The sequence below is a fragment of the Psychroflexus sediminis genome (assembly GCF_900099815.1).
Classification (GTDB): domain Bacteria; phylum Bacteroidota; class Bacteroidia; order Flavobacteriales; family Flavobacteriaceae; genus Psychroflexus; species Psychroflexus sediminis.
This window is the reverse complement of record NZ_FNCW01000011.1, coordinates 63,028-86,362: the sequence shown is the minus strand read 5'-3', so window position 1 is coordinate 86,362 and position 23,335 is coordinate 63,028. Positions and strand designations below refer to the sequence as shown.

Genomic DNA, 23,335 nt, shown 5'->3' with positions numbered 1-23,335 from the left:
CTGAGGTTTTGGATCATCTAAAAACAGACCAGTCCAGTTTTAAAGAGAAGACATTGGAGTAGAGGGCCAGGCTTTGATCACCGATGTCAGTGAGCGCATAATCAATCTGTATACCTTTGTATTTAAAGCCCACGCCAAAATTGGGTTGGAAGCCAATTTCAGTTCCGTTACCGCCAAGTTGTTCAATATTTTGAAAGTTGCCTACACCTCCGCGCAAGTAAACCAAATTGATGTAACCCACTTCAAAACCGAAGGCTGGGGTCATACTCATAGCGCCAGAAGAAACAATATCGTTGGTTTGAGCAAACCTCATATCTATATTTAAGGAGGTGGTGAGTTCAAAATCCCTTCGGATGGGTGTAGTTTTAGCCACCCCAAGTTGAAGTTTGGGCAAGGTGATTTCAGAAGCTTCCGGGACGACTTGATTTTGACCTTCAACGGCATCCTGTATGGTAGCCAGTTCAGCATCATTAAAGGTCCAGGTATTGTAAGTGGTAGTGATGTCTCTTGCCATGGCTCCAAAAGACCAGGAGTTTTTTTGAAATTGAATTCCTGCATCAAATCCAAACCCCCAGGCTTGTGCAAAATCACCGATAATTCGTCTTATTACTTTCGCATTCACTCCGTAAGAAAACCCTTCCAAAGGCAGATTCCTGGCATAAGATAAGGTGAAGGCATAATCTGCATTGGAAAACAAACTGATGCGGTTATAGTCTATGTTCCCTTGCTCATCGATGAGTTGAGTGGTGTTTAAAATATCATCCACACCAAAGCGAATTATGCTGAACCCAACGGCGCTTTTGCTGTCGAGCGGCATAGCCCCAGCCACATAATTATAGGTAGCGATGTTTGCAAAATAATTGGCATGCATGGCTGAAACCTGATTGTCTTCCAGGTGAACCAGACCGGCCGGGTTCCAGTAGCCGGAATTTACATCTTTTGTAGTTGCTGTCACTGCGTTGGCCATTCCAAATGCTGCAGCATCTACGCCAATACTTAAAAATTCATTGGAATATTTTGCAGTTTGTGAAAAAGCAGATAAAGCAGATACAAAAATCAATGTGAAGCTAAACCTCTTCAATACACTAATTATTTTGGGCAAATATGCTACAATTAATAATATTAAAACTTATTTTGCTTTTTCTTATTGCATCCAAGATTCTACTTTATGACATTGATAAAACGACAAATCCCTAATTTTATAACCTTACTGAATTTGCTTGCGGGAAGTGTAGCCAGTGTTTTTGCAGTTCAAGGAGAGCTTAGCATGGCTACCTTATTCGTGGCTATAGGTGTTTTCTTTGATTTTTTCGACGGCCTGGCTGCGAGAGCTTTCAACGTAAAAAGCGACATGGGTTTACAGCTCGACTCCCTGGCAGATATGGTTACCAGTGGTTTGGTTCCGGGTATAGTGATGTGTCAGCTATTGTTTAGAAGTTTAAACCCGTCTTCAGAATTAGATTTCTTTTCTCCGGAAACCAGCTGGATGGTTTTTATCGGTCTTATTATCACTTTAGGATCGGCCTACAGGTTGGCAAAATTTAATATAGATGAACGGCAGACCGATAGCTTTATAGGTTTGCCAACACCAGCCAACGCGCTTCTGATTTTGAGTCTAGGTCTCATCTTAGAATACCATCCGGAATCTTTTATCACTCCCTGGATTGAGAATGCTTACGTACTTGTTACTATTTCTGTGCTTAGTGTTTTGCTGCTCAATGCAGAAATAAAGCTGTTTGCCTTAAAATTTAAGAACCTGAAGTTTAAGGAAAACTGGTTCAGGTATTTTATTGTAGTATTTTCTATTGTTGCTTTAGTCTGGCTTCAGTTTGTAGCGATTCCTATCATCATTTTGGTTTATCTCATGCTATCTGTCATGATACCAGGGCCTCAGAGCGAGCAGAATAAATAATATCAAAAACGCTCAACTACTTAGCCTATAGGTGAGACTTATATGTTAAAGTCCAAAATTTACGATAAGATTCTAAGAGAGTTTTAGAAGTGAACTCTTCAATACATCCTGCTTGGGTTGTATAAATAAGCAGCCGCTTTCCTTCAAATGCTAATATTTGACAGCACTTTAATATCAGAAAGATGACTGGATAGCTCTGTCTGGGGATACACCTTTATTCCCTTCTTCTTGTTACTGCAAATAATAAAATGAATAAAGCTAAAAAGTTAGAGATTCTTGGAATATAATCTCCGTGTTTTACATAAAAGGTTTCTCCTTCATATAAGGGTAAATCGTATTTTAAAATCGTTTTCTCGTTGTAGTTTGATTTTTTCAGAACAGATCCATCTTTATCAATAAAACCAGAAATCCCGGTATTAGCACTTCTCGCCACAGCCCTTCTGGTTTCAATGGCTCGAAGTTTAGCGAATATCCAGTGTTGTTTATGGCCCTGAGTATCTCCCCACCAGGCATCGTTGGTGATGATGGCAAGGGCATGGGCTCCATTGGAGACATAGCCGTTTACAAATTCACCATAAACCGATTCGTAACAGATAATAGGGGCGATGCTGTAACCGTTGTTTAATTTAAAAACACTGCGTTCTTTTTGTGTGGTTTTCATGGCGACCGTTCCTCCAAGATCTATCATGATATCACCGAGTAGGGGTTTCAAAGTGGATTGGTAGGGGAAATTTTCTACACCTACGACCAATTTTGATTTGTGATAAAATTCATGTTCTACGTCCTTTCGTTCAAAAACAGCGCTGTTGAAATCATTGAACCAGACTCCTTTTCTTAAAACATTGCTTTGACCTGAAACCTGACTTTCATCACGAAGAATTTGATACATCGAAATGCCAAACAAAATATTGAGCTGCTCATTTTGATTTAAAAGGTCTTGAGAAAATCGCTTGGCTTGCGAGTATCTGTAGTCATTGATTTCAATACCTTCAGCAAAAACAGTTTCTGGAGCGATAAGCAGTTGAGGTTTATCTTTAAAAAGAGGTTCTGCTAATTCAATTAAACTTTCGGAAATCTTTAGGTTATCTGTATAATATTTCTCTGTATAAGGATCTACATTCGGTTGTAAACTCAGGGTTTCAATGGTGTTTTCTGAATGTGTATCAGGTTTTATTAAAAAGCTAAGGCTTATAGGTAATGCTATAATTAGAAAGAGCCTGACCCCGGTCCTTAGCAGAATGTTTGATTTTTTATGCCGTCTGTAAAGCAATATCCCTTTGAAAAGAACAAAATTGGCGATTAAAATCCAAAGGCTTCCCCCAAAAGTTCCTGTATATTCATACCATTGAATTAAATTTATGTCATTAGCAAAGACATTTCCCAGGTTGAGCCAGGGCCATGAAAATTCCCAGCTTAAATGTAGTTTTTCAAAACTTAACCAAAGGGCGATAAAAAAACTGGAGGCAGCAGTAAAGGCTACTCGCTTGGCAACCACATGGTAAATCAGTAAGATGAGACTCATCAATAGAGAATTGGCCAAAATGGCAAATATTCCACCAAAGGGAGTGGAGAAGTAAAGCCAATAGGTGGTAACTGCGTTCCAAATGAAAAAACTGAGATAGGCAAGGCCAAAAGTTCTTAAATTTTTTCTTTTAAAATGATCGTGTCTAGTATTAAATTCAGCAAAAAGGAGGGGGACAAATCCTATAAAGCTTAGGGGACTAAAGCCATTGGTAGGCCAGCTTAAAGCTAAAAGTAAACCTGAAGCTACAGCAAGAAGTATATTTTTCAAATCGTTTTTTTTTTCAAATTTACTTTAAAAATGAGGGATTTTAAAGATAAATGTTAAAAACAAATATCCAAAGAAGAGGTTTAAAAAAGGGGCGTTTAGATATCTTTTCCTAAATTTGTTTCTGCATTTTAGACCATGAAAATTAACCGAGTCACTCATTTTGAAATTTCTGAGAGAAAGATACTGCTAAGAGTTTTTGACGTTGTATTTGTGAGTTTAGCGCTCTATATTATATCAGAGAATTTAGGCTTCACTTATTTTTCTTTTAAGTCCAGTGTATGGGTATGGCTTATCACCCTCAGCTGTTATATTTTATTATTTGGTACAGTCTTCGAAATTTATAATCTTCAGAAGGCAGAATCTAAAAAGGCAACTGTAAAAAACGTGGTTCTAACCTGCCTTTTGGTGACTCTTTTCTTTCTGCTTACACCCATACTTTCACCACCACTTCCGGAAAACAGATTTCAAATTCTGTACTTTTTTGGTATTATGGTTTCAACTTTATTGATTTGGAGATTCCTTTATATCGGACTTATTACTTCTCCGCGTTTTTTTAAGAGAGTTCTTATTGTTGGTGATGATTTTGATATTGATAAAATTGGTAATGATTTGCTCAAAAATGATCCGAATTATGAAATCAAAGGCTATATAAGTTCGACGAAAAGAGAGTCTTCAGATTTTGATTCATATCCTTTGGGTGAGATACAGGATGTTGTGGAAAGGTATAAAATTGGAGAAATTGTAGTATCCAATTCTACAGAGGGCTTGAGTTCTGAACTCTATCAGGCTCTTGTGCCTTTGCTTAAAACTGGTTTTCCTATTAAGGCCTATGCCCATGTTTATGAAGAAATTACAAGTAAAGTTCCCGTGCAGTATGTGAATAACGATTTTTACTTTTATTTTCCATTTAGCAGGAGTAATCAAAATCGGCTTTACCTGCTGTATCAGAGAATTGTTGATGTTATAATAAGTATTATAGGATTAATTTTTGGAATTTTCATAGTGTTTATTATTCTCATCGGTAATCTAATTGGCAATAGGGGTAGTCTGTTTTACAGACAATTGAGAGTAGGCAAATCGGGTAAGGAATTTTATATCATAAAATTCAGAACGATGGTGAAGAATGCTGAATCTAACGGAGCTCAATTCGCTTCAAAGGGAGATGTGAGAATTACAAAATTTGGTAAATTTTTAAGGCGTTCCCGATTTGATGAAATACCTCAGTTTTTCAATGTCCTTAAAGGTGATATGAGTCTGATTGGGCCACGTCCTGAACGTCCTGAATTTGTGAAAACACTTTCCGAAAAAATTCCTTTCTATGAAGTTAGACAAATAATTAAGCCAGGTCTCACCGGCTGGGCCCAGGTCAATTCCAAGTATGCTAATTCTAATGAGGACATGATTGAAAAGTTACAGTACGATCTCTATTATATCAAACATAGAAGTGTTTTTCTCGATTTGAGAATTTTACTTAAAACGATTAGCACGATCATCTTTTTCAGAGGACAGTAGCTATTCGTCGAAAGCTAAAACATCCTTAGAATTAAATCCGATTTTAATGGTTTTTCCCAGTACGGGTTCATTGGTGACAACAGTGAGATGCTCACCGTTATCCAGTTTTAGGAGTAATTGTGAATGCGTGCCCAAAAAAGTTCTTTTCAATATTTCAGCTTCAGAAACATAATCACAGTCCTGATTGACGGTCAAATTTTCGTTTCTAATCGCATGACAGCAATCTTCTTTTAAAGGACATTTGAAAGCTGTTTGCAGGCCTTTATTAAGCTGTACTGTATTCCCGAATAACGAAGCTACGTATATGGATTGAGGTTTTTTATATAATGCCGAAGCTTCATCTTTCTGAACCAGTCTTCCGTTTTGAAGAATTAAAATTTCATCGGCTACCGCCAGAGCGTCTTGCGTATCATGGGTTACAAAAATAGCTGTTACGCCTGTTTTTTTTATGATATTGAAGACCTCATTTCTGAGCCTGTATCTCATCATGGCATCGAGATTACTAAAAGGTTCATCAAGAATCAACACCGAAGGTTTTGGGGCTAGAGCTCTGGCCAAGGCTACCCTTTGTTGTTGTCCGCCAGATAATTCGTGTGGATACCTATTTTCATAGCCTTTTAACCCCACAAGTTCTAAAGTGTCCAGAGCGGTATCTTTCTTTGATTTAGATTTTTTAATCCCATACACAATATTGTCCAGGACTGAAAGGTGGGGAAACAATGCATATTCCTGAAATACCATTCCTACATCTCTTTTCTCTGGAGCCACATTCTTTTTGATGGAGGCTACAAGGTGATTTTCAATATGGATCTCTCCAGAATCTAATTCCTCGAGACCTGCTATAAGGCGGATAAGTGTCGTTTTACCGCTTCCGCTTTCACCTACAACAGCACAAATATCACCAGGATTCACCTGGAAAGTAATGCCATCCAGAGCTTTCACCTTTCCCTGGTCGAAAGATTTGGACAAGTTGGTAATGTTAAGAGTTGCTTGCATTCTTCAAAAGTAACTTATTTAAAAAAATGGCCGGGATTAATGCCGTTAATATTATGAGAAGAGAAGGAAGTGCTGCGGAACTTACCATTTCGTCACTTGCATATTCAAAAGCTTTCACGGCCAGGGTATTGACGTCGTAGGGCTTCATAATTAAAGTAAGTGGCAATTCCTTTAAAATGTCTATGAAGACTAAAATAAAGGCACTCAGCAGTCCAACTCTTATCAGAGGAAATTCAATTTTGAAAAACGTTTTGAAATTCCCTTGACCTAAAACCTTTGAAGAATCGGATAAACTTCGATCGATTTTCAGGCTTGAGGATTCCAGAGGCTGATATGCTACTGCCAAAAATCGGACAACATAGGCATAGACTAAAGCGATCAGCGTTGCATTCAGAATCAATTTTGAAGTTATGTTTTTTTCAATGAGCCATTTGTCTAAATACAGACTAGGAATCAAAACACCAATGGCTATAATTATTCCGGGAATAGCATAACCCAAAACACCAAGTTTTGAACTGATTTTGAGCAATCTGATTTTATTCCATTTGGTAAAGAAGAGCAGGAGTAAAGCTACGAAAACAGTTACGGATGCCGTTAAAAATGCGATTCCAAAGCTTTCTAAAGTAATCGAAATGAATTCAGCAGTCCAGACGGTTGAAAAGGTTTGCTTTAACCAAATAAAAAGTTGAATAACAGGTAGAATAAAACCCAAAAAAACTGGGATAAAACAAATGATACTGAACCACATCTGATTGACTTTCCTGGGCTTGATTCTCGAATTATAGTTTTGTTTTGAAGTTTTTGCTGAAGTAAATTTCAGATGTCTTCTCTGCCATTTTTCAAAAAGAATCAGACCAAAAACAATCAATAGTAGGATAGCAGAAAGATAGATGGCAGTTTCCGGTTCACCGAGTGAAAACCACGACCTGAAGATTCCCGTTGTGAACGTGCTTACTCCGTAATAGCTTGCTGCCCCGTAATCGTTTAAAACTTCCATCAGCACCAGAACCAGTCCTGCTATGATGGCTGGTCTGGCTAAGGGAAAAATGAGTTTGAAAAAAGATTTGAATTCGCTTATCCCCAGCATTCTAGAAGCTTCAAGCAAATTGGTAGCTTGAGCAAGAAAGAAAGTTCTACTGCTCACATACACATAGGGGAAAAGCGAAATACTGAGAATGAGGGACAATCCATAAATATTCATGATCTCTATTCTGAAATCACCAATCCCGATAAACCCCATGAACTTTGAAAAAATCCCGGAATATCCAAAAACACCTGCATATGCATAAGCCATGATGTAAGCAGGTACAGATAAAGGGAGGATGAGAAGCCATTCCAGTTGTTTTCTAAAGGGGAATTCGAACCTGGACACCAGCCAGGCTGTCGTCACTCCAAAAAGAATAACAATGATTGAGCAAAAAAGAGCAAGAAGGAAAGAATTTTTTAAATAATCGAATAAAACATAGTCTACAATATGATTCCAGCTTTCCCCCGGACCACCAAATAATTTAAAACCGATGGTCAAAATTGGAATAGAGACAATACCCAGAACCAACAACAACAAAAGAGACCATCGATTGAGGTCTCTTTTGAGTTTGAAAAATCTATTTTTTAGATTCAATTAAAAACTATTTCCAGCCTGCTTTATCAAAAATAATGACGGCTTCCTTATTATATTCTCCTAGTTTATTGAGGGATAAATTATCTTCTTTAAAGTCTCCCCAGGATTTTAAAATTTCCGCGGGTTCTACATTTGGATTTACTGGATATTCAAAATTGGAACCTGCAAAGATTTTCTGAGCTTCTTCTTGAAGAAGAAATTCAATAAATTGTATTGCGGCTTCCTTATTGGGGGAGTATTTTGCAACACCTATACCGCTCACATTAATGTGGGTTCCCGTGGTTTCCTGATTTGGGAAAAAGATATTGACGCTTTTCCCGGCTTCTACTTCGCTTTGATCTTCAGAATTCAAAAGCTTTCCTATATAGTAGGTATTTACAATAGCGAGGTTTCCTTCATCATTGGCTACCGCTTTCACCTGGTCCCTGTCATTTCCCTTAGGAGCTCGTGCCATATTTTCAACGATGCCCTGCGCCCATTCTTCGGCAAATTCCTTACTTTGATTTGCTATTATAGAAGCTAAAAGCGATTGGTTGTAAATATTGGAAGAACTTCTTACCAATATTTCATTATCCCATTTTTCAGAAGCTAAATTAGCATAGGTGGATAATTGAGTCGAATCAACTCTGTCCTTGGCATAAGCAATGACTCGTGCTCTTTTGGTTAAACCAACCCACTGTCCGTCTTCATCCTTAAGATGTTCTGGAACTATGGAATCTATAAGCTTGGATGAAAAAGACTGCAGTAGACCCTGGGATTTTGCTCGGTATAGTCTGCCGGCATCTACAGTGATGAGTACATCGGCAGGCGACTGCTCACCTTCCAGGTTCATTTTTTGAATTAATTCGTCGGCACTGGCGTTGACGATATTGAGTTTGATTCCGCTTTCCTGTTCAAAGCGTTTGAATAATTTCTGATCCGACTCGTAATGTCTGTGAGTGTAAACAGTTAATTCATTTTCAGTTTCTTTTTTGTTGTCAGATTTACATCCAAATACAATAACTGAGATAAAGAGTAAGTAAAGTATTTTTTGCATGGTTTTATTTTTTTTACAAATTTAAATAACTAAACTTATTTAGACTTATTATTAATAACTTTTTTTCGCAAAAAAAATGGTCTCCTCAAAGAGACCACAATAAGGGTTCTGTGTTAAAGCTTATAAAGCAGCAACATATTTGGTTAACTGAGACTTTAAGTTAGCAGCTTTATTATCATGAATGATGTTTTTCTTTGCCAACTTATCTACCATAGAGATAACTTCTGGAAGACTTTTCAGCGCCTCTTCTTTGTTTTCAGTAGACTTTAATCTTCTGATCGCATTACGAGTTGTTTTGTGCTGATAACGATTTCTTAAGCGCTTTGCCTCGTTGCTTCTTATTCTTTTTAATGCTGATTTATGATTAGCCATAGCTTTAAGTATAAAATTTTAATAGTAGTCCGTAGGGGAATCGAACCCCTGTTACCAGGATGAAAACCTGGCGTCCTAACCCCTAGACGAACGGACCGTGTTAATAATGTGATTAATGAACTTAAACTTTGTAGTCCGTAGGGGAATCGAACCCCTGTTACCAGGATGAAAACCTGGCGTCCTAACCCCTAGACGAACGGACCATTAAATTTGCGAGTGCAAAAATAACCAATTATTTAAATTGCACAAATGTTTTATTCGAAAAATTAATAAGCTTTTGCAAATAAAACGCGCTGAGCAGAATCTTTACCTGTAAACATGCACTTTCCACCTTCTTTATCTCCTGTAAAGGGAATGCATCGGATGGTAGCTTTGGTCAGTTCTTTTATTTTCTCTTCTGTCTCTGAGGTGCCATCCCAGTGCGCCGAAATAAAACCCCCTTTAGATTCTAAGACCTCTTTGAATTCATCAAAGTTATCCACTTTAGTAATATGTGCGTCTCTGAATGCTTTGGCTTTGATGAATAATTCCTGTTGAATTTCTTTCAAAAGATTTTCTATAAGGTTTTCCAAACCTTCTTGATTTTCAAATGTTTTGGATAATAAATCTCTTCTGGCCAATTCAACAGTTCCTTTTTCAAGGTCTTTTGGACCAATGGCAATTCTTAAAGGAATTCCTTTCAGCTCGTATTCTGCAAATTTCCAGCCTGGTTTATGTGTTGTCCTGTTGTCGTATTTTACACGTATTCCCCTGGACCTCAAAGCATCTGCAATAGCATTTGCTTTTTCGGATACACGATCGAGTTGTTCTTCATTTTTAAAGATCGGAACAATAACAACTTGAATCGGAGCTAAATTTGGAGGTAATACCAGCCCGTTATCATCTGAATGTGTCATCACTAGTGCACCCATCAATCTTGTAGAAACTCCCCAGCTAGTTGCCCATACATATTCTTGTTTACCTTGATCTGAAGTGAATTTAACATCAAAAGCCTTAGCAAAATTCTCCCCCAAAAAATGAGAAGTTCCTGCTTGTAAAGCTTTTCCATCCTGCATCATGGCTTCAATACAATAGGTTTCTTCAGCACCGGCAAACTTTTCACTTTCAGATTTCAATCCCTCAATAACGGGGATAGCTAAATGATTTTCAGCAAAATCTGCATATAAAGAATTGATCAGCTCAGCTTCTTCAATAGCTTCTTGTTTAGTGGCGTGAGCAGTATGTCCTTCTTGCCACAAAAATTCTGTGGTTCTGAGAAAAAGTCGCGTTCTCATTTCCCATCTTACCACATTAGCCCACTGGTTTATTTTGAGGGGAAGGTCTCTGTAGGACTGAATCCAGCCTTTGAAGGTGTTCCAGATCACAGCTTCTGAGGTAGGTCTTACTACCAATTCTTCGTCTAATTTTGCTTCAGGATCTACTCTTAATTTACCTGGTCGATCAGGGTCGTTTTGTAATCTATAATGTGTTACAACGGCACATTCTTTGGCAAAGCCTTCAGCGTTTTTTTCTTCAACTTCAAATAAAGATTTAGGAACAAATAAGGGAAAATAAGCATTTTCATGTCCCGTCTCTTTAAACCTCCTGTCTAATTCGGCTTGCATTTTTTCCCATATGGCATAACCATAGGGTTTTATGGTCATACAGCCCCGTACTGCAGAGTTTTCTGCCAGGTCTGCTTTAACGACCAATTCATTATACCACTTGGAATAATCTTCTTTTCTACTCGTCAGGCTCTTTCCCATTATGTTTGGTTTGGCACAAAACTTGTACCTATGTTAATGATTATGTTTGTTAGCACAAAACTAACTAAATTTGATAATACTTATTAATATAAAACCACAAGTTATGATACACTCAAACAAAATTTTTAATTCGGTAACACTAGGAATGTTATCTGTGGTTTTCTTGACTTCGTGTTCGTCTTACAGAAATGTAAATTCTACACCTGATGGAATTTATGGATCTAGCGTCCCTTCGGAGACCAGAAGATCAATTTCTAATGCAAATGAAACACAAAGAAATGTAAATAAAGAATCTGAAACTTATACAAAGTTTTTTGAAGATCAAGGGCAGATGATTTCAGAAGCCAGAAATTTAAATAATGAAGTATTTGTTGATATAGATGATTACTCTTCTGATGATGGAAATTATATGGAAGAAGAAAAATATTATGAAGAACCAATATACAATGGTAATAATGCAGGGTGGGGAACTAACCCTACTAACGTAAGTATAAATTATATCAACAATGGCTTTGGTCCTGTTTGGGGCTGGGGTGGATTTGGTAATCCTTTTATGGGAGGATTTTATGGCCCTGGATGGGGATGGGGCGGATTCGGCTTTGGAGGTTTCTATGGCCCGGGATTTGGTTTTGCTGATCCCTTTTTCGGTGGTTTTTACGGAGGTTTCGGTGGTTTTTACGGAGGTTTCGGAGGCTTCTATGGTCCTGGGTTTTACGGTCCTGGATTTGGACATCCGTTTTATCCAGGCTACGGAGGTTATTATGATATAGCTTATAATAGAACAAACAGATTTGGTCGAAATAGAATGTCTTTAAGAAACGCTACAAGATCTCAGATTGATAACAGATATGCAGATAGAGGAAGGTCTAATGTTAACCGTGCTAATACTTCCAGAAGTAGTGTAGCCAGAAGATCTGGAAGCAGATCAAATGAAAACGTTTCCAGAAGTTCACGAAACAACTCTTCTGCTTATTCAAACAGAGTTAGAAATTCCAGAAATATTGGCGTCAGAACCTCTGGCAACTATTCTAGAGCTGGTATAAGAAATACCAATGGTGTAAATGCCAGAACACGCTCGAACAGCCGTTATGGAAATACCTCAACGAGGTCAGGATCTTATAACTCATCAGGCAGAAGCAGTAGAAGCAATGGCGTGCGTTCTTCATCCAGAACCACCAGAAGTTCCAGTACACGAAGCTCAAGCAGCAGTTCCAGAAGTTCTGGTGTAAGAAGCAGTGGCGGAAGTTCTAGATCCTCTGGAGGCAGATCTTCCGGAGGCAGATCATCAGGAGGAAGAGGTTCAGGTAGAAGATAATTGAAACTAAATAAGTTATAATGAAAAAACTAATTGTATTATTTCTAATTATGAGTTCGAGTGTTTTCGCTCAGGATATTACAGATGCTTTAAGATTTTCCAGCAATAGTATTAATGGTACCGCCAGATATACTGCTATGGGTGGAGCTTTTGGCGCTCTTGGAGGGGATATTTCAGCTATTCAAATTAATCCGGCAAGCTCGGCGATTTTTTTGAATAATAAATTTTCTGCTTCCCTGGACTTAAGTACTATTGATAACGATTCATTTTATGGAGGTGGTTTTACCACCTCATCCAGCTCCGATTTTGATTTAAATCAATTGGGTGCCGTGTTTGTTTTTACAACGACTAATGAAAACACCTTGTTTAAAAAACTTACATTAGGATTTTCATATAATCGGACGAATAACTTTAATGATGAATATTCCGTAAGCGGGAGCAATAATGAGAGTGTAGCTGGTTATTTTCTAAATAACGCACAAGGTGTTCCCTTGGATTTACTCACCCCTCGTGATGGTGAAAGTCCTGCAGACTTATATAGGTTTTTAGGTGAAAATCAGGATTTTGGAGCACAGCAAGCCTTTTTGGGTTATGAAACTTTCATTATTGATGCTTTAAATTCCGCGGATTTGGATAATACACAGTATGTGAGCAATGTAACCGGATCTGATTTTAGGCAAACGTATTTTCAAGAATCAAGAGGTAATTCTGGTAAATACACCCTAAATGGAGGTGGAATGATTGGGGATAGAATACACCTGGGCCTCAATTTGAATTACCATTTTTTAGATTACAGGCGATTAACTCTCTTTGACGAGTTCAACTCAGGCTCTGGTGTAACCGACATTTTCTTTGATAATGATCTATCCACCCGAGGGAGTGGATTTTCTTTCCAACTGGGAAGTATTGCTAAAATTACTGACGCCTGGAGAGTTGGATTTACCTATGATTCTCCGACCTGGATGAGCATTTCTGATGAGCTTTTGCAAACTATAGAGACTGTGAGATCCGGAGGGGATGTTTCTATTCTGGATCCCAGGGTTTTAAATATTTATCCTGAGTATAGCTTCAAAACACCAGGGCGGCTGTCACTGAGCACCGCTTATGTTTTTGGTGGCTCCGGATTGATAAGTTTTGATTATAGCTACAAAGACTATTCAGCCATGGAGTTTACATCAAGTGGATTTGAAACTCAAAATCAAGATATTTCAAACTTGATGACTAGTGCTTCGACTTTTAATTTAGGAGGTGAATATAAAATTAATAATGTAAGTTTAAGAGCCGGCTATTTCTTCCAGGAGAGCCCTTATGAAAATGAAAGTTTTCTTGGAGATACCGAGGGATCATCCTTTGGTTTAGGCTATAATTTCGGAAATGCTACTTTAGATTTTTCCTATCAGCGCGTTATTCAGGACAGACAGGGTGTTTTATATTTTACAGGTTTGACCCAAGAATCTGAAATTCAAAGTATCTTTAATAATTATAGGTTGACACTAGCATTTAATCTTTAAGAAGGCTAAGAGATTTCCCTCAAAATCCTATTTTCGCTAAAAATTTATTTAAATGGATATTTTTTTACTGATAATAGGATTAACTTTTTTGGTAGTTGGCGGTGAATTCCTGGTAAGATCTTCTGTAGCCCTTTCTTTAAAATTCAATATTTCAAAAATGATCATCGGTTTAACGGTGGTTTCATTTGCCACTTCAGCTCCAGAACTCCTGGTGAGTTTGCAAGCGGCACTATCTGGTTATTCTGATATATCATTGGGTAATGTCATAGGTTCCAATATTGCCAATATAGGTCTGGTCTTAGGTTTAACCGCCATCATTTCTTCAATGGATATCGACAAAGATTTTCTCAAGATGAACTGGCCTGTGATGATGGTTTTATCTGGTCTGCTTTATGTTTTTTTATATACAGAAAATGAAATTTCAAGAATAGAGGGAATAGCCCTGATTATTTTTATGGTGATTTTTATTTTGGTTTTGATAAGAAAAGCCATGAAAGGAGAGGTAGAGGTCGCAGATGAAGTCGATGAGAACTTAACTCAAACCTCTGGATTCAAAATCATTATCTGGTTTATCATTGGAGGCATTGGCCTTTATTTTGGCTCAGAATTTCTCGTTTTAGGCGCTGTGGGCATTGCAGAGTCTTTCGAAGTTAGCGAAAGAGTCATATCAGTCACTATGATTGCTATTGGTACCAGTGTTCCGGAACTGGCTGCATCCGTTATTGCAGCCTTAAAGAAAGAAAACGGCATTTCCTTAGGTAATTTAATCGGTTCCAATATCTTCAATATTGGTTCAGTAATTGGTATTACCGCGCTCATTCAGCCTATTTTTCTTCAATCTAAAGAAGTGCTGTCGGTTGATATTTTATGGATGATAGGATTTGCGTTAATTCTTTTGCCTTTGGTATTCTTGCCTAAAAAAAATGTAATATCTCGCTATAAAGGTGTTCTCCTGTTTTTAGCCTACTTAGTATTTATATTTTTAGCTTTTAGGGGGTAAATAATAGGGGTAGAGATTGATTAAAATTTATTTTTTGAATTTACACCCTCGTTTTTTTATTCATATCTCAAAATTATTTACTTTTGATTGAATTTAAAATTTAATCAATATGGCAATTTTAAGATTTAATGCTTTAAAAGAAACACTTCATCGTACTCCGGTTAAAATAGAAGAAACTGAACGCAGATCAGACCTTTTTGGCAGAAATGTTTTCAATAAAAAGGCCATGCGCCAGTATCTCACTAAAGACTCTTATGATAGCTTAATCAATGTGATTGATAAGGGACATAAAATAGACCGTTCTCTAGCGGATAATATCTCCACTGGAATGAAAGAATGGGCTATATCAAAAGGGGCTACCAACTACACCCATTGGTTTCAACCGCTTACCGGTTCTACTGCAGAAAAGCACGATGCATTTTTTGACACCTATGGAGATGGCGATGCCATGGAGAAATTTAGTGGTTCTCAACTCGTCCAGCAGGAACCTGATGCCTCAAGTCTGCCGCACGGTGGGATAAGAAATACATTTGAAGCCAGAGGTTATACAGCCTGGGATCCTTCCTCGCCAGCCTTTATATGGGGGCCAACGCTATGCATTCCAACCATATTCGTATCTTATACGGGTGAAGCTTTAGATTATAAAACACCCTTATTGCGTTCTGTTTCTGCACTAGATAAAGCGGCAACCGACGTGGTAAGATATTTTGATAAAAAAGTAAATAAAGTCATAACTACTCTGGGGTGGGAACAAGAGTATTTTTTAGTGGATTCCGCTCTGGCTTCTACCCGTCCGGATTTAATGATGTCCGGAAGAACACTGCTTGGCCATTCTCCGGCAAAAGGTCAGCAATTGGATGATCATTATTTTGGATCTATTCCAAGCCGGGTTTTGAGTTATATGCGAGACCTGGAAAGGGAGTGTATGTTGTTGGGAATTCCGGTAAAAACGAGGCATAATGAAGTAGCCCCAAACCAATTTGAGCTCGCCCCTATTTTTGAAGAAGTTAACCTGGCTGTCGATCATAATTCACTATTGATGGATGTGATGGATAAAGTTGCAGAACGACATAATTTTAAAGTATTATTCCACGAAAAGCCTTTTCAGGGGGTTAATGGGAGTGGGAAGCACAATAACTGGTCATTGGCGACAGACTCAGGCTCTAATCTGCTAAGTCCAGGAAAAACCCCTATGAAAAACATGAGGTTTTTAACTTTTTTCATCAATACCATTAAGGCCTTTTATGAAAACGAAGAGATAATACGAGCGACTATAGCTTCAGCATCCAATGATCACAGACTAGGTGCTAATGAAGCGCCGCCAGCTGTTATGTCGGTTTTCATCGGGTCACAGCTCACCAAGGTTTTAAACGAATTGGAAAAAGTAACCGATGGAAAACTTTCTCCCCAGGAGAAAACAGAATTAAAACTGAATGTTGTTGGTAAAATACCAGAAATTTTACTGGATAATACAGACAGAAACAGAACATCTCCTTTTGCCTTTACAGGTAATAAATTTGAATTAAGAGCGGTAGGGTCTACTGCCAACTGTGCCGATCCAATGACAGTGCTTAATGCCATTGTTGCCAAACAGCTTATCGAATTCAAAAAAGAAGTTGATGGTCTTATTTCTGATAAAAAAATGAAAAAAGATGATGCGATCTTCAACGTATTAAGAGAGTATATCAAATCATCCAACAAAATTAGATTTGAAGGAGATGGCTATGGTGAAGCCTGGGAAGCTGAAGCAAAAAAGCGTGGTTTGAGTAACTATAGAAACACTCCGGAAGCCCTTAAAGCCAAGATTTCTAAAAAAGCTATTGACCTTTTTGGCGAATTAAACATCATGAATGAAAGGGAAGTCAAAGCCAGATATGAAATCGAAATTGAAGATTACTCCAAGCATATCCAAATTGAAGGAAGGGTGCTGGGCGATATCGCCAGAAATCATATTATTCCTACAGCTATTAAATATCAAAACGTACTTATCAAGAATGTAAAGGGACTCAAAGAAATTTACGGCTCTGAATTTAAAAATCAAGCTAAGCAACAAATGAATATCATTGAGGCTATTTCTAAGCATATTGAAGAGATAAACGAAAAAGTAGAACAAATGATTGAAGAGCGTAAAAAATCCAACGCACTGAAAGATCCTACTAAAATGGCATTTGCCTATTGCGATCAAGTTAAGCCTTATTTTGATGATATCCGTTATCATTGTGATAAACTGGAATTATTGGTAGATAATGAAATTTGGCCAATGACTAAATACAGAGAGTTATTGTTCACTAAATAGGAATAATATTAAATTTTCTTATAAACCCAGTTTTGGATAACACTCAGGACTGGGTTTATTTTTTATAAATTTGCACAAATTATTAATATGAGTGATCAAGCCAGATATGCTAAAAGAGGGGTTTCTTCCCAAAAGGAAGATGTTCATAATGCTATAAAAAACATAGATAAAGGTCTATTTCCGAAAGCCTTTTGTAAAATTATCCCCGATTATCTTACCGGTAGCGAAGAGCACTGTGTCGTCATGCATGCAGATGGTGCAGGCACCAAATCTTCACTGGCTTATCTATATTGGAAAGAGACCGGTGATTTGTCAGTATGGAAAGGCATTGCTCAAGATGCTCTTATCATGAATATTGATGATTTGCTATGCGTAGGGGCAACAGACCACATCTTGGTGTCTTCTACCATTGGAAGGAATAAAAATCTAATCCCAGGGGAAATCATAGCAGAAATTATCAATGGAACTGAAAATTTAGTCAATGATTTAAAAACTCATGGGGTCAATATTTATACAACGGGAGGTGAAACGGCTGATGTTGGTGACTTAGTTCGTACAATTATTGTCGATTCAACGGTGACGGCAAGGTTAAAAAGGGAGGAAGTTATAGATAATGCTAATATAAAAACCGGAAATGTGATTGTAGGACTCTCTTCCAGTGGTCAGGCTACTTACGAGACAGAATACAATGCAGGTATGGGAAGCAATGGACTCACTTCAGCAAGACATGATGTACTGAATAATGCGTTGGCTGAAAAATATCCAGAATCTTTTGATCCTTCAGTTCCAGATGATTTAGTTTATTCAGGCTCCAAATCTCTAAAAGACCTTATTTCTGAAGATCTGCCGGATGTTGGTAAACTTATATTATCACCAACACGAACTTATGCTCCAATAGTAAAAAAAATATTTGAAACACTAGGAAGACACTCTATCCATGGGATGGTACATTGCAGTGGTGGCGCTCAAACTAAAATACTTCATTTTGTTGATAATCTAAGAATTATAAAAGATAATATGTTTGATATACCTCCGTTATTTAAACTCATTCAAAACGAAAGTCAGACCGACTGGAAAGAAATGTATCAGGTTTTTAATATGGGTCACAGGCTAGAGTTTTATGTCGATGAAGCCATTGCTCAGGAGCTTATAGAGATTTCCAAAAGCTTTAATGTTGATGCTCAAATCGTGGGTCGGGTAGAATCATCACAACAGAAGTCTTTGAGTATTTTTTCAGAACATGGTCATTTCGAGTATCAATAAACTTTGATGAAAAAGCTTTTAACCAGCATATTAATTTTGGGATTTACTGTCCAGGTAAATGCACAATCCTTTGGTGAAATTCAAAAAGTTGAGCCTATCGGGGATCAAATTTATCCTATAGGAGCAATGCCCTTAATAAGCACAAGCTTTGACATTGTCGATTTTTACCAATTTGAATTTAATGAACTGGTTCCAACAACTGGAAGGACAAGTTTTTGGGAAAAGATAAATAAGTTTACTCTGGATCTGAGTGAAGTTGCATTTTTGAATTGGAATGCGGGTGGATCTAATTCTATATCTGGTCTTTATGGAATGAATATAGGCAGAATATATAAAAACGATGGTTTTAGATGGGATAATCAATTTTTATTCAGGTATGGGATTAACCAGCAAGAAGGTCAAGAATTAAGAAAAACTGAAGATGATTTAGAACTTACTTCATCTTTTGGATATGAGGTATCTAAAAACTCCAAATGGTTTTATTCAGGGAAATTTAGATTTAAAACACAAGTTGCCAGAGGATATAATTATCCAGATATAGAGACTTCTATATCAGAATTTATGGCTCCGGGTTATGTGTTTTTAGGTGTGGGGGCTAAGTTTGTTGAACCTAATGAGGAATTTGAACTTTATCTGTCTCCCCTGACTCAAAAATCGACCTTTGTTTTGAACCAGCGTCTGGCCAATCAGGGAGCTTTTGGTGTCCAGGCAGCGCTTAGAGATGAACAAGGGAATATTATAAGAGAAGGTAAAACCTCGAGAAATGAACTGGGAATTTTAGTGACCAATGAGTTTAAACAAAAGCTTTTTGACAGTACTGTGCTTTCCAGCCGATTGACTTTATATACCGATTACATCAATAACTTCGGAAACATAGATGTGGATTGGGAACTGGTTTTCGATTTTAAGATCAATAATTTCATGAGAGCGAGTCTTGGTGCCCACATCAGGTATGATGATGATATTAAGATCAAAGAAGAGGCAGCAGACGGCACTCTTGTAGAAGCGGGGTCCAGAATACAACTTAAGCAGCAACTCGGTGTCGGTATAGTTTTAGACTTGTAAAACCATCTTCATTTTCACGGCGTAATAAGCTTGCTATCCATTCCATAATTCGCTATAATTCACTTAAATTTGCATCACATTAAATTCATATGCTAGATAAATTAAATTTCATAAAACAACGATTCGATGAGGTTAGTGATTTGATCATTCAACCCGATATTATGTCGGATCAAAAACGATATATAGAACTTTCTAAAGAGTATAAAGACCTCAAAGCCATCATGGATGAGCGAGAGTCTTATGTAGAATTGAAAAATAATCTTGAAGAAGCAGAGGAAATCATTTCCGGTGAATCTGATCCCGAAATGGTAGAAATGGCAAAGCTCCAATACGATGAGGCCAAGGATGAACTGCCTAAGCTTGAAGAGAAGATAAGGATGATGCTGATTCCTAAAGATCCCGAGGATGCGAAGAATGCAGTGGTGGAAGTAAGAGCAGGAGCAGGAGGAGATGAGGCCAGTATTTTTGCAGGGGATATTTTCAGAATGTTGTCTAAATACAGCGAAGCTAAAGGCTGGAAAGTAGATGTTGTGGATTATAGCGAAGGAACCAATGGAGGTTATAAAGAGATCCAGTTTGAAGTTTCCGGTGAAGATGTTTACGGAACTTTAAAGTATGAAGCTGGAGTTCACCGGGTACAGCGCGTTCCGCAAACCGAAACTCAGGGCCGTGTGCACACCAGCGCTGCAACGGTTATGGTATTTCCCGAAGCTGAAGAGTTCGATATTGAAGTCAACCCTAAAGATGTTCGCATCGATTATTTCTGTTCTTCAGGTCCTGGAGGTCAGTCGGTTAATACTACCTATTCTGCTGTAAGACTTACCCACGAACCTACGGGAATTGTAGCTCAGTGTCAGGATCAAAAATCTCAGCATAAGAATAAAGAGAAAGCCTTTAGAGTCTTGCGTTCCAGACTTTACGAAATGGAACTTGCCAAAAAGCAGGCAGAAGATGCGGAAAAGCGTGGGTCTATGGTTACTAGCGGAGATAGAAGCGCAAAAATCAGAACCTATAATTATGCCCAGAGCAGGGTAACCGATCATAGAATAAACCTTACCCTTTACGATTTGGACAACATCATCAACGGGGATATTGAAAAAATTATTAATGAGTTGAAACTTGTCGATAATACCGAGAAGCTTAAGAATATTTCAGACGATTTATAGAGCCTTATGGATATTCAAAAGCTCATCCAACAGATTAAAACTAAAAAATCCATGCTTTGTATTGGCCTGGATGTAGATTTGGATAAAATCCCCAAACATCTTCTCGTTCTTGATGATCCCATCTTTGAATTTAATAAAGCGATTATTGACGCCACACAAGCGTATTGCATAGCCTATAAACCTAACATCGCATTTTATGAAGCCTACGGAGTAAAAGGTTGGAAGGCTTTAAAACGCACTATAGATTACATCAACGATGAGTATCCAGATCAGTTTACCATTGCAGATGCTAAACGCGGGGATATCGGGAATACCTCTGCGATGTATGCCAAAGCCTTTTTCGAAGATTTAAATTTTGATTCCATTACGGTGGCTCCTTATATGGGGAAAGATTCGGTTGAGCCTTTTTTAGAGTTTGAAGACAAACATACCATACTGCTTGGATTGACTTCGAACTCAGGTGCTGAAGATTTCCAATTTTTAAAATCTGATTCTGATTTTTTATTCGAAAAAGTGCTTAGAACCTCTCAAACCTGGAAAAACAGCCGGCAGCTCATGTATGTCGTTGGAGCGACCAAGGCAGATTATCTTAAAACCGTAAGAAAGCTGTTGCCAGATAGTTTTTTGCTTATTCCGGGAGTTGGTGCTCAGGGCGGATCCTTAGAAGAGGTTTGTAAATTTGGACTAACTGGGGATTATGGATTGCTCATCAATTCGTCTAGAGGCATTATTTATGCTTCACATCAAGAAGATTTTGCAGAAAAGGCAGGACAAAAAGCACTAGATTTACAAAGTGCGATGTCAAAATACATTAACTAAAAAAGCTTATACATCACGATATATAAGCTTTTTAAAAAGGTAAATTTAGTTTGACTACATTTCTTCTTTAGTCTCTTCAGCAGCTTCTTCAGTTTCTTCAGCAGCTTCTTCCATAGCATCACCAGTCTCATCAGCTGCATCTTCCATTGCATCGCCAGTTTCTTCCATAGATTCTTCAACCGCTTCACCAGCTTTTTCAGCTTCGGTTTTTTCCTCTCTACAGCTTATTACTCCTAATCCAAGTAAAGCAGCCATAGTGATTGATAAAATTGATTTTTTCATTTTGTTTTGATTTTGTTTAAGTGCCAAAAGTATATAATTTTATGAAATATTTTAAAAATTGTCTGGATTATTTATAATTTCTTTTGAGCGATTTATATGCTTATTCAGGGTGTCTTTGTTCATCTTTTTAAGAAGGCTCATCATCATATTCATTCTTTGATTATTCTTGAAATGTTCCTGTTTTTCATGTAGAAAATTCCAGTATAAATTATTGAAAGGACAGGCATCCTCCCCCTCTTTTTTACTGACTGAATATTTACAGGATTTGCAGTAGTTCCCCATCTTATTGATATAACTCCCGCTGGAGACATAAGGTTTGGTTGCTACAATGCCTCCATCTGCAAACTGGCTCATACCTCTGGTGTTGGTCAGTTCGGCCCATTCTATAGCATCTATATAAACACCCAAATACCAGGCGTCTACTTCGTCGGGGTCTGTCATCGTCAGCAAGGCAAAATTCCCTATAATCATGAGCCGCTGAATATGATGTGCGTAGGCCTCATCCAGGCTTTGATTTACCGCATATTTCAGGCAGTTCATATCGGTTTCTCCTGTCCAGTAGAACTCTGGAAGTTTATTGGTATTTCCAAGTTCATTTTTGGATTTATAACCAGGCATCTCTTTCCAGTAAATTCCTCTCATAAACTCTCTCCAGCCTAAGATTTGTCTCACAAAACCTTCGATTTGAGAAATATCGATATCCTCTTTATGTTCATAGTAATAGTCTAAGGTAGTTTCGAGGACTTCTTTAGGTGATAACATTTTGCTGTTCATTGCAAAAGAGAGTCTGGAGTGAAATAAAAATTTCTGGTCGGTATGCAAGGCATCCTCATAATCTCCAAAATGAATCAGAAGATTTTTACAAAAATAATCTAAGACCTCAAGGCATTCTTCTCTCGAAGTTGGCCAGGGGAAGTGGTCTTGATCAATTCTCCCCATAGTCTTTATATCCATGGCTTTTATTTGCTTTAAGACCTCTTCTATATTTTTGTCGAATGTTTTAGCCTCAGGAACTTCTGGTTTCCCGGTCCATTTTTTGCGATTGCTTTTGTCATAATTCCATTTTCCACCCTCTGGTTTTTTATCATCCAGCATCATGATCCCCTGTTTTTTTCGCATATCTCTGTAGAAATACTCCATCGTCATTTCTTTCTTCCCTTCAAAAAATTTTTCAATGTCTTCTCTTTGGGTATAGAAATGTTCGGTGTCATAAGCTTCACTGGTAATCTCCAGCTTATTGCAAAAGGTTTTTAATTTGATATCCAGACGGTATTCATCCGGGAATAGGTATTCAAAATGTTCTATATGTTCCTGCTCAATGATCTTGTTGAGGTTGGAGGGCAGATCCTGTTCATTATTTTGATCGTCGATTTGATAATAAATGACCTGATGCCCGTCCTTTTGAAGTTCTTTGGCAAAATTTCTCATGGACAGAAAATAGGCAACTACTTTTTGTATATGGTGTTTGACATAACTGGTTTCCTGTAGCGTTTCTGCCATGAAATAAATGACATCTTCGTTTTTTTCCTGAAACCAGGAATGCTTGTGATTAAGCTGATCGCCCAGTATGAATCGTAAAGTCTTTTTCATAACCTGAATTTTTGAATAACTATTTTTTGTAACCTCTAACCT

Annotated in this window: 19 protein-coding genes and 2 tRNA genes; 10 read left to right on the top strand and 11 right to left on the bottom strand. The window is 37.7% G+C overall.

The genetic code is table 11. The features are described from left to right. Nucleotides 1-13 precede the first annotated feature (13 nt). On the bottom strand, nt 14-1,081 hold the full coding sequence (locus tag BLP81_RS11100) for a putative type IX sorting system protein PorV2 (RefSeq protein ID WP_093368672.1): 1,068 nt from the start codon (nt 1,079-1,081) through the stop codon (nt 14-16). A gap of 93 nt (nt 1,082-1,174) precedes the next feature. Here BLP81_RS11100 and BLP81_RS11095 point away from each other — a divergent pair, with 93 nt between their 5' ends. Then, nucleotides 1,175-1,912 (top strand): CDP-alcohol phosphatidyltransferase family protein, encoded by a 738-nt coding sequence (locus tag BLP81_RS11095; RefSeq protein WP_093368719.1) that lies wholly within the window; start codon nt 1,175-1,177, stop codon nt 1,910-1,912. A gap of 214 nt (nt 1,913-2,126) precedes the next feature. On the opposite strand, the gene lnt is transcribed toward BLP81_RS11095, so the two are convergent. Beyond that, a complete protein-coding gene (gene lnt, locus BLP81_RS11090; RefSeq protein ID WP_093368669.1) occupies nt 2,127-3,704 on the bottom strand; it encodes an apolipoprotein N-acyltransferase in 1,578 nt (525 codons plus the stop codon). Nucleotides 3,705-3,839: 135 nt separating this feature from the next. Here lnt and BLP81_RS11085 point away from each other — a divergent pair, with 135 nt between their 5' ends. Then, a complete protein-coding gene (locus tag BLP81_RS11085; RefSeq protein WP_093368666.1) occupies nt 3,840-5,216 on the top strand; it encodes an exopolysaccharide biosynthesis polyprenyl glycosylphosphotransferase in 1,377 nt (458 codons plus the stop codon). Here BLP81_RS11085 and BLP81_RS11080 read toward each other — a convergent pair whose 3' ends face one another. From BLP81_RS11080 to proS, 7 genes are all read right to left on the bottom strand, one after another. Beyond that, complete coding sequence (locus BLP81_RS11080) at nt 5,217-6,212, bottom strand: ABC transporter ATP-binding protein (protein WP_093368664.1); 996 nt, start codon at nt 6,210-6,212, stop codon at nt 5,217-5,219. Then, the gene (locus tag BLP81_RS11075; RefSeq protein ID WP_093368662.1) at nt 6,196-7,833 is read right to left on the bottom strand and encodes an ABC transporter permease; all 1,638 of its coding nucleotides are present in this window, start codon (nt 7,831-7,833) and stop codon (nt 6,196-6,198) included. Before BLP81_RS11075 ends, BLP81_RS11080 begins: the two co-directional genes overlap by 17 nt. 7 nt (nt 7,834-7,840) lie before the next feature. Further along, nucleotides 7,841-8,869 (bottom strand): Fe(3+) ABC transporter substrate-binding protein, encoded by a 1,029-nt coding sequence (locus BLP81_RS11070; RefSeq protein WP_093368659.1) that lies wholly within the window; start codon nt 8,867-8,869, stop codon nt 7,841-7,843. 120 nt (nt 8,870-8,989) lie between these two features. Then, entirely contained in the window at nt 8,990-9,241 is a 252-nt protein-coding gene (gene rpsT / locus BLP81_RS11065; protein WP_093368656.1) for a 30S ribosomal protein S20, read from the bottom strand. 25 nt (nt 9,242-9,266) lie between these two features. Then, nucleotides 9,267-9,338, bottom strand: a tRNA-Glu gene (locus BLP81_RS11060). 34 nt (nt 9,339-9,372) lie between these two features. Continuing rightward, nucleotides 9,373-9,444: transfer RNA gene (locus BLP81_RS11055), tRNA-Glu, on the bottom strand. A gap of 63 nt (nt 9,445-9,507) precedes the next feature. Continuing rightward, on the bottom strand, nt 9,508-10,986 hold the full coding sequence (gene proS, locus BLP81_RS11050; protein ID WP_093368653.1) for a proline--tRNA ligase: 1,479 nt from the start codon (nt 10,984-10,986) through the stop codon (nt 9,508-9,510). A gap of 103 nt (nt 10,987-11,089) precedes the next feature. Here proS and BLP81_RS11045 point away from each other — a divergent pair, with 103 nt between their 5' ends. The 8 genes from BLP81_RS11045 to pyrF all read left to right on the top strand — a co-directional run bounded on the left by BLP81_RS11045 (nt 11,090) and on the right by pyrF (nt 21,421). Further along, nucleotides 11,090-12,301, top strand: coding sequence for a hypothetical protein (locus tag BLP81_RS11045; protein WP_093368650.1), 1,212 nt, complete (start codon nt 11,090-11,092; stop codon nt 12,299-12,301). Between the two features lie 20 nt (nt 12,302-12,321). Further along, nucleotides 12,322-13,812, top strand: coding sequence for an OmpP1/FadL family transporter (locus tag BLP81_RS11040; protein WP_093368646.1), 1,491 nt, complete (start codon nt 12,322-12,324; stop codon nt 13,810-13,812). A 52-nt stretch (nt 13,813-13,864) separates the two neighbouring features. Beyond that, nucleotides 13,865-14,812, top strand: a complete 948-nt coding sequence (locus BLP81_RS11035; protein ID WP_093368643.1) for a calcium/sodium antiporter — start codon at nt 13,865-13,867, stop codon at nt 14,810-14,812. Between the two features lie 109 nt (nt 14,813-14,921). Continuing rightward, a complete protein-coding gene (locus tag BLP81_RS11030) occupies nt 14,922-17,108 on the top strand; it encodes a glutamine synthetase III family protein (protein WP_093368640.1) in 2,187 nt (728 codons plus the stop codon). An 87-nt stretch (nt 17,109-17,195) separates the two neighbouring features. Then, nucleotides 17,196-18,371, top strand: a complete 1,176-nt coding sequence (locus tag BLP81_RS11025; RefSeq protein ID WP_093368637.1) for an AIR synthase related protein — start codon at nt 17,196-17,198, stop codon at nt 18,369-18,371. A 6-nt stretch (nt 18,372-18,377) separates the two neighbouring features. Beyond that, complete coding sequence (locus BLP81_RS11020) at nt 18,378-19,436, top strand: DUF3078 domain-containing protein (RefSeq protein WP_093368634.1); 1,059 nt, start codon at nt 18,378-18,380, stop codon at nt 19,434-19,436. 89 nt (nt 19,437-19,525) lie between these two features. Continuing rightward, on the top strand, nt 19,526-20,602 hold the full coding sequence (prfA, locus tag BLP81_RS11015) for a peptide chain release factor 1 (protein WP_093368630.1): 1,077 nt from the start codon (nt 19,526-19,528) through the stop codon (nt 20,600-20,602). A 6-nt stretch (nt 20,603-20,608) separates the two neighbouring features. Continuing rightward, nucleotides 20,609-21,421, top strand: coding sequence for an orotidine-5'-phosphate decarboxylase (pyrF, locus tag BLP81_RS11010; protein ID WP_093368623.1), 813 nt, complete (start codon nt 20,609-20,611; stop codon nt 21,419-21,421). Between the two features lie 54 nt (nt 21,422-21,475). Here pyrF and BLP81_RS11005 read toward each other — a convergent pair whose 3' ends face one another. Together BLP81_RS11005 and BLP81_RS11000 are read right to left on the bottom strand one after the other, a co-directional pair. Then, nucleotides 21,476-21,730: a hypothetical protein gene (locus tag BLP81_RS11005; RefSeq protein WP_317039078.1), complete on the bottom strand. Its 255-nt coding sequence runs from the start codon at nt 21,728-21,730 to the stop codon at nt 21,476-21,478. 24 nt (nt 21,731-21,754) lie between these two features. Beyond that, nucleotides 21,755-23,293: a cryptochrome/photolyase family protein gene (locus BLP81_RS11000; RefSeq protein ID WP_093368617.1), complete on the bottom strand. Its 1,539-nt coding sequence runs from the start codon at nt 23,291-23,293 to the stop codon at nt 21,755-21,757. Between the last annotated feature and the right edge of the window lie 42 nt (nt 23,294-23,335).

What these genes read in the sequence shown, in the direction of transcription:
- BLP81_RS11035 (WP_093368643.1), top strand. Translation starts at nt 13,865, where the DNA reads ATGGATATTTTTTTACTGATAATAGGATTAACTTTTTTGGTAGTTGGC.
- BLP81_RS11030 (WP_093368640.1), top strand. Translation starts at nt 14,922, where the DNA reads ATGGCAATTTTAAGATTTAATGCTTTAAAAGAAACACTTCATCGTACT.
- BLP81_RS11045 (WP_093368650.1), top strand. Translation starts at nt 11,090, where the DNA reads ATGATACACTCAAACAAAATTTTTAATTCGGTAACACTAGGAATGTTA.
- pyrF (WP_093368623.1), top strand. Translation starts at nt 20,609, where the DNA reads ATGGATATTCAAAAGCTCATCCAACAGATTAAAACTAAAAAATCCATG.
- rpsT (WP_093368656.1), bottom strand. Translation starts at nt 9,241, where the DNA reads ATGGCTAATCATAAATCAGCATTAAAAAGAATAAGAAGCAACGAGGCA.
- prfA (WP_093368630.1), top strand. Translation starts at nt 19,526, where the DNA reads ATGCTAGATAAATTAAATTTCATAAAACAACGATTCGATGAGGTTAGT.
- BLP81_RS11020 (WP_093368634.1), top strand. Translation starts at nt 18,378, where the DNA reads ATGAAAAAGCTTTTAACCAGCATATTAATTTTGGGATTTACTGTCCAG.
- proS (WP_093368653.1), bottom strand. Translation starts at nt 10,986, where the DNA reads ATGGGAAAGAGCCTGACGAGTAGAAAAGAAGATTATTCCAAGTGGTAT.
- BLP81_RS11000 (WP_093368617.1), bottom strand. Translation starts at nt 23,293, where the DNA reads ATGAAAAAGACTTTACGATTCATACTGGGCGATCAGCTTAATCACAAG.
- BLP81_RS11070 (WP_093368659.1), bottom strand. Translation starts at nt 8,869, where the DNA reads ATGCAAAAAATACTTTACTTACTCTTTATCTCAGTTATTGTATTTGGA.
- BLP81_RS11080 (WP_093368664.1), bottom strand. Translation starts at nt 6,212, where the DNA reads ATGCAAGCAACTCTTAACATTACCAACTTGTCCAAATCTTTCGACCAG.
- BLP81_RS11085 (WP_093368666.1), top strand. Translation starts at nt 3,840, where the DNA reads ATGAAAATTAACCGAGTCACTCATTTTGAAATTTCTGAGAGAAAGATA.
- BLP81_RS11025 (WP_093368637.1), top strand. Translation starts at nt 17,196, where the DNA reads ATGAGTGATCAAGCCAGATATGCTAAAAGAGGGGTTTCTTCCCAAAAG.
- BLP81_RS11040 (WP_093368646.1), top strand. Translation starts at nt 12,322, where the DNA reads ATGAAAAAACTAATTGTATTATTTCTAATTATGAGTTCGAGTGTTTTC.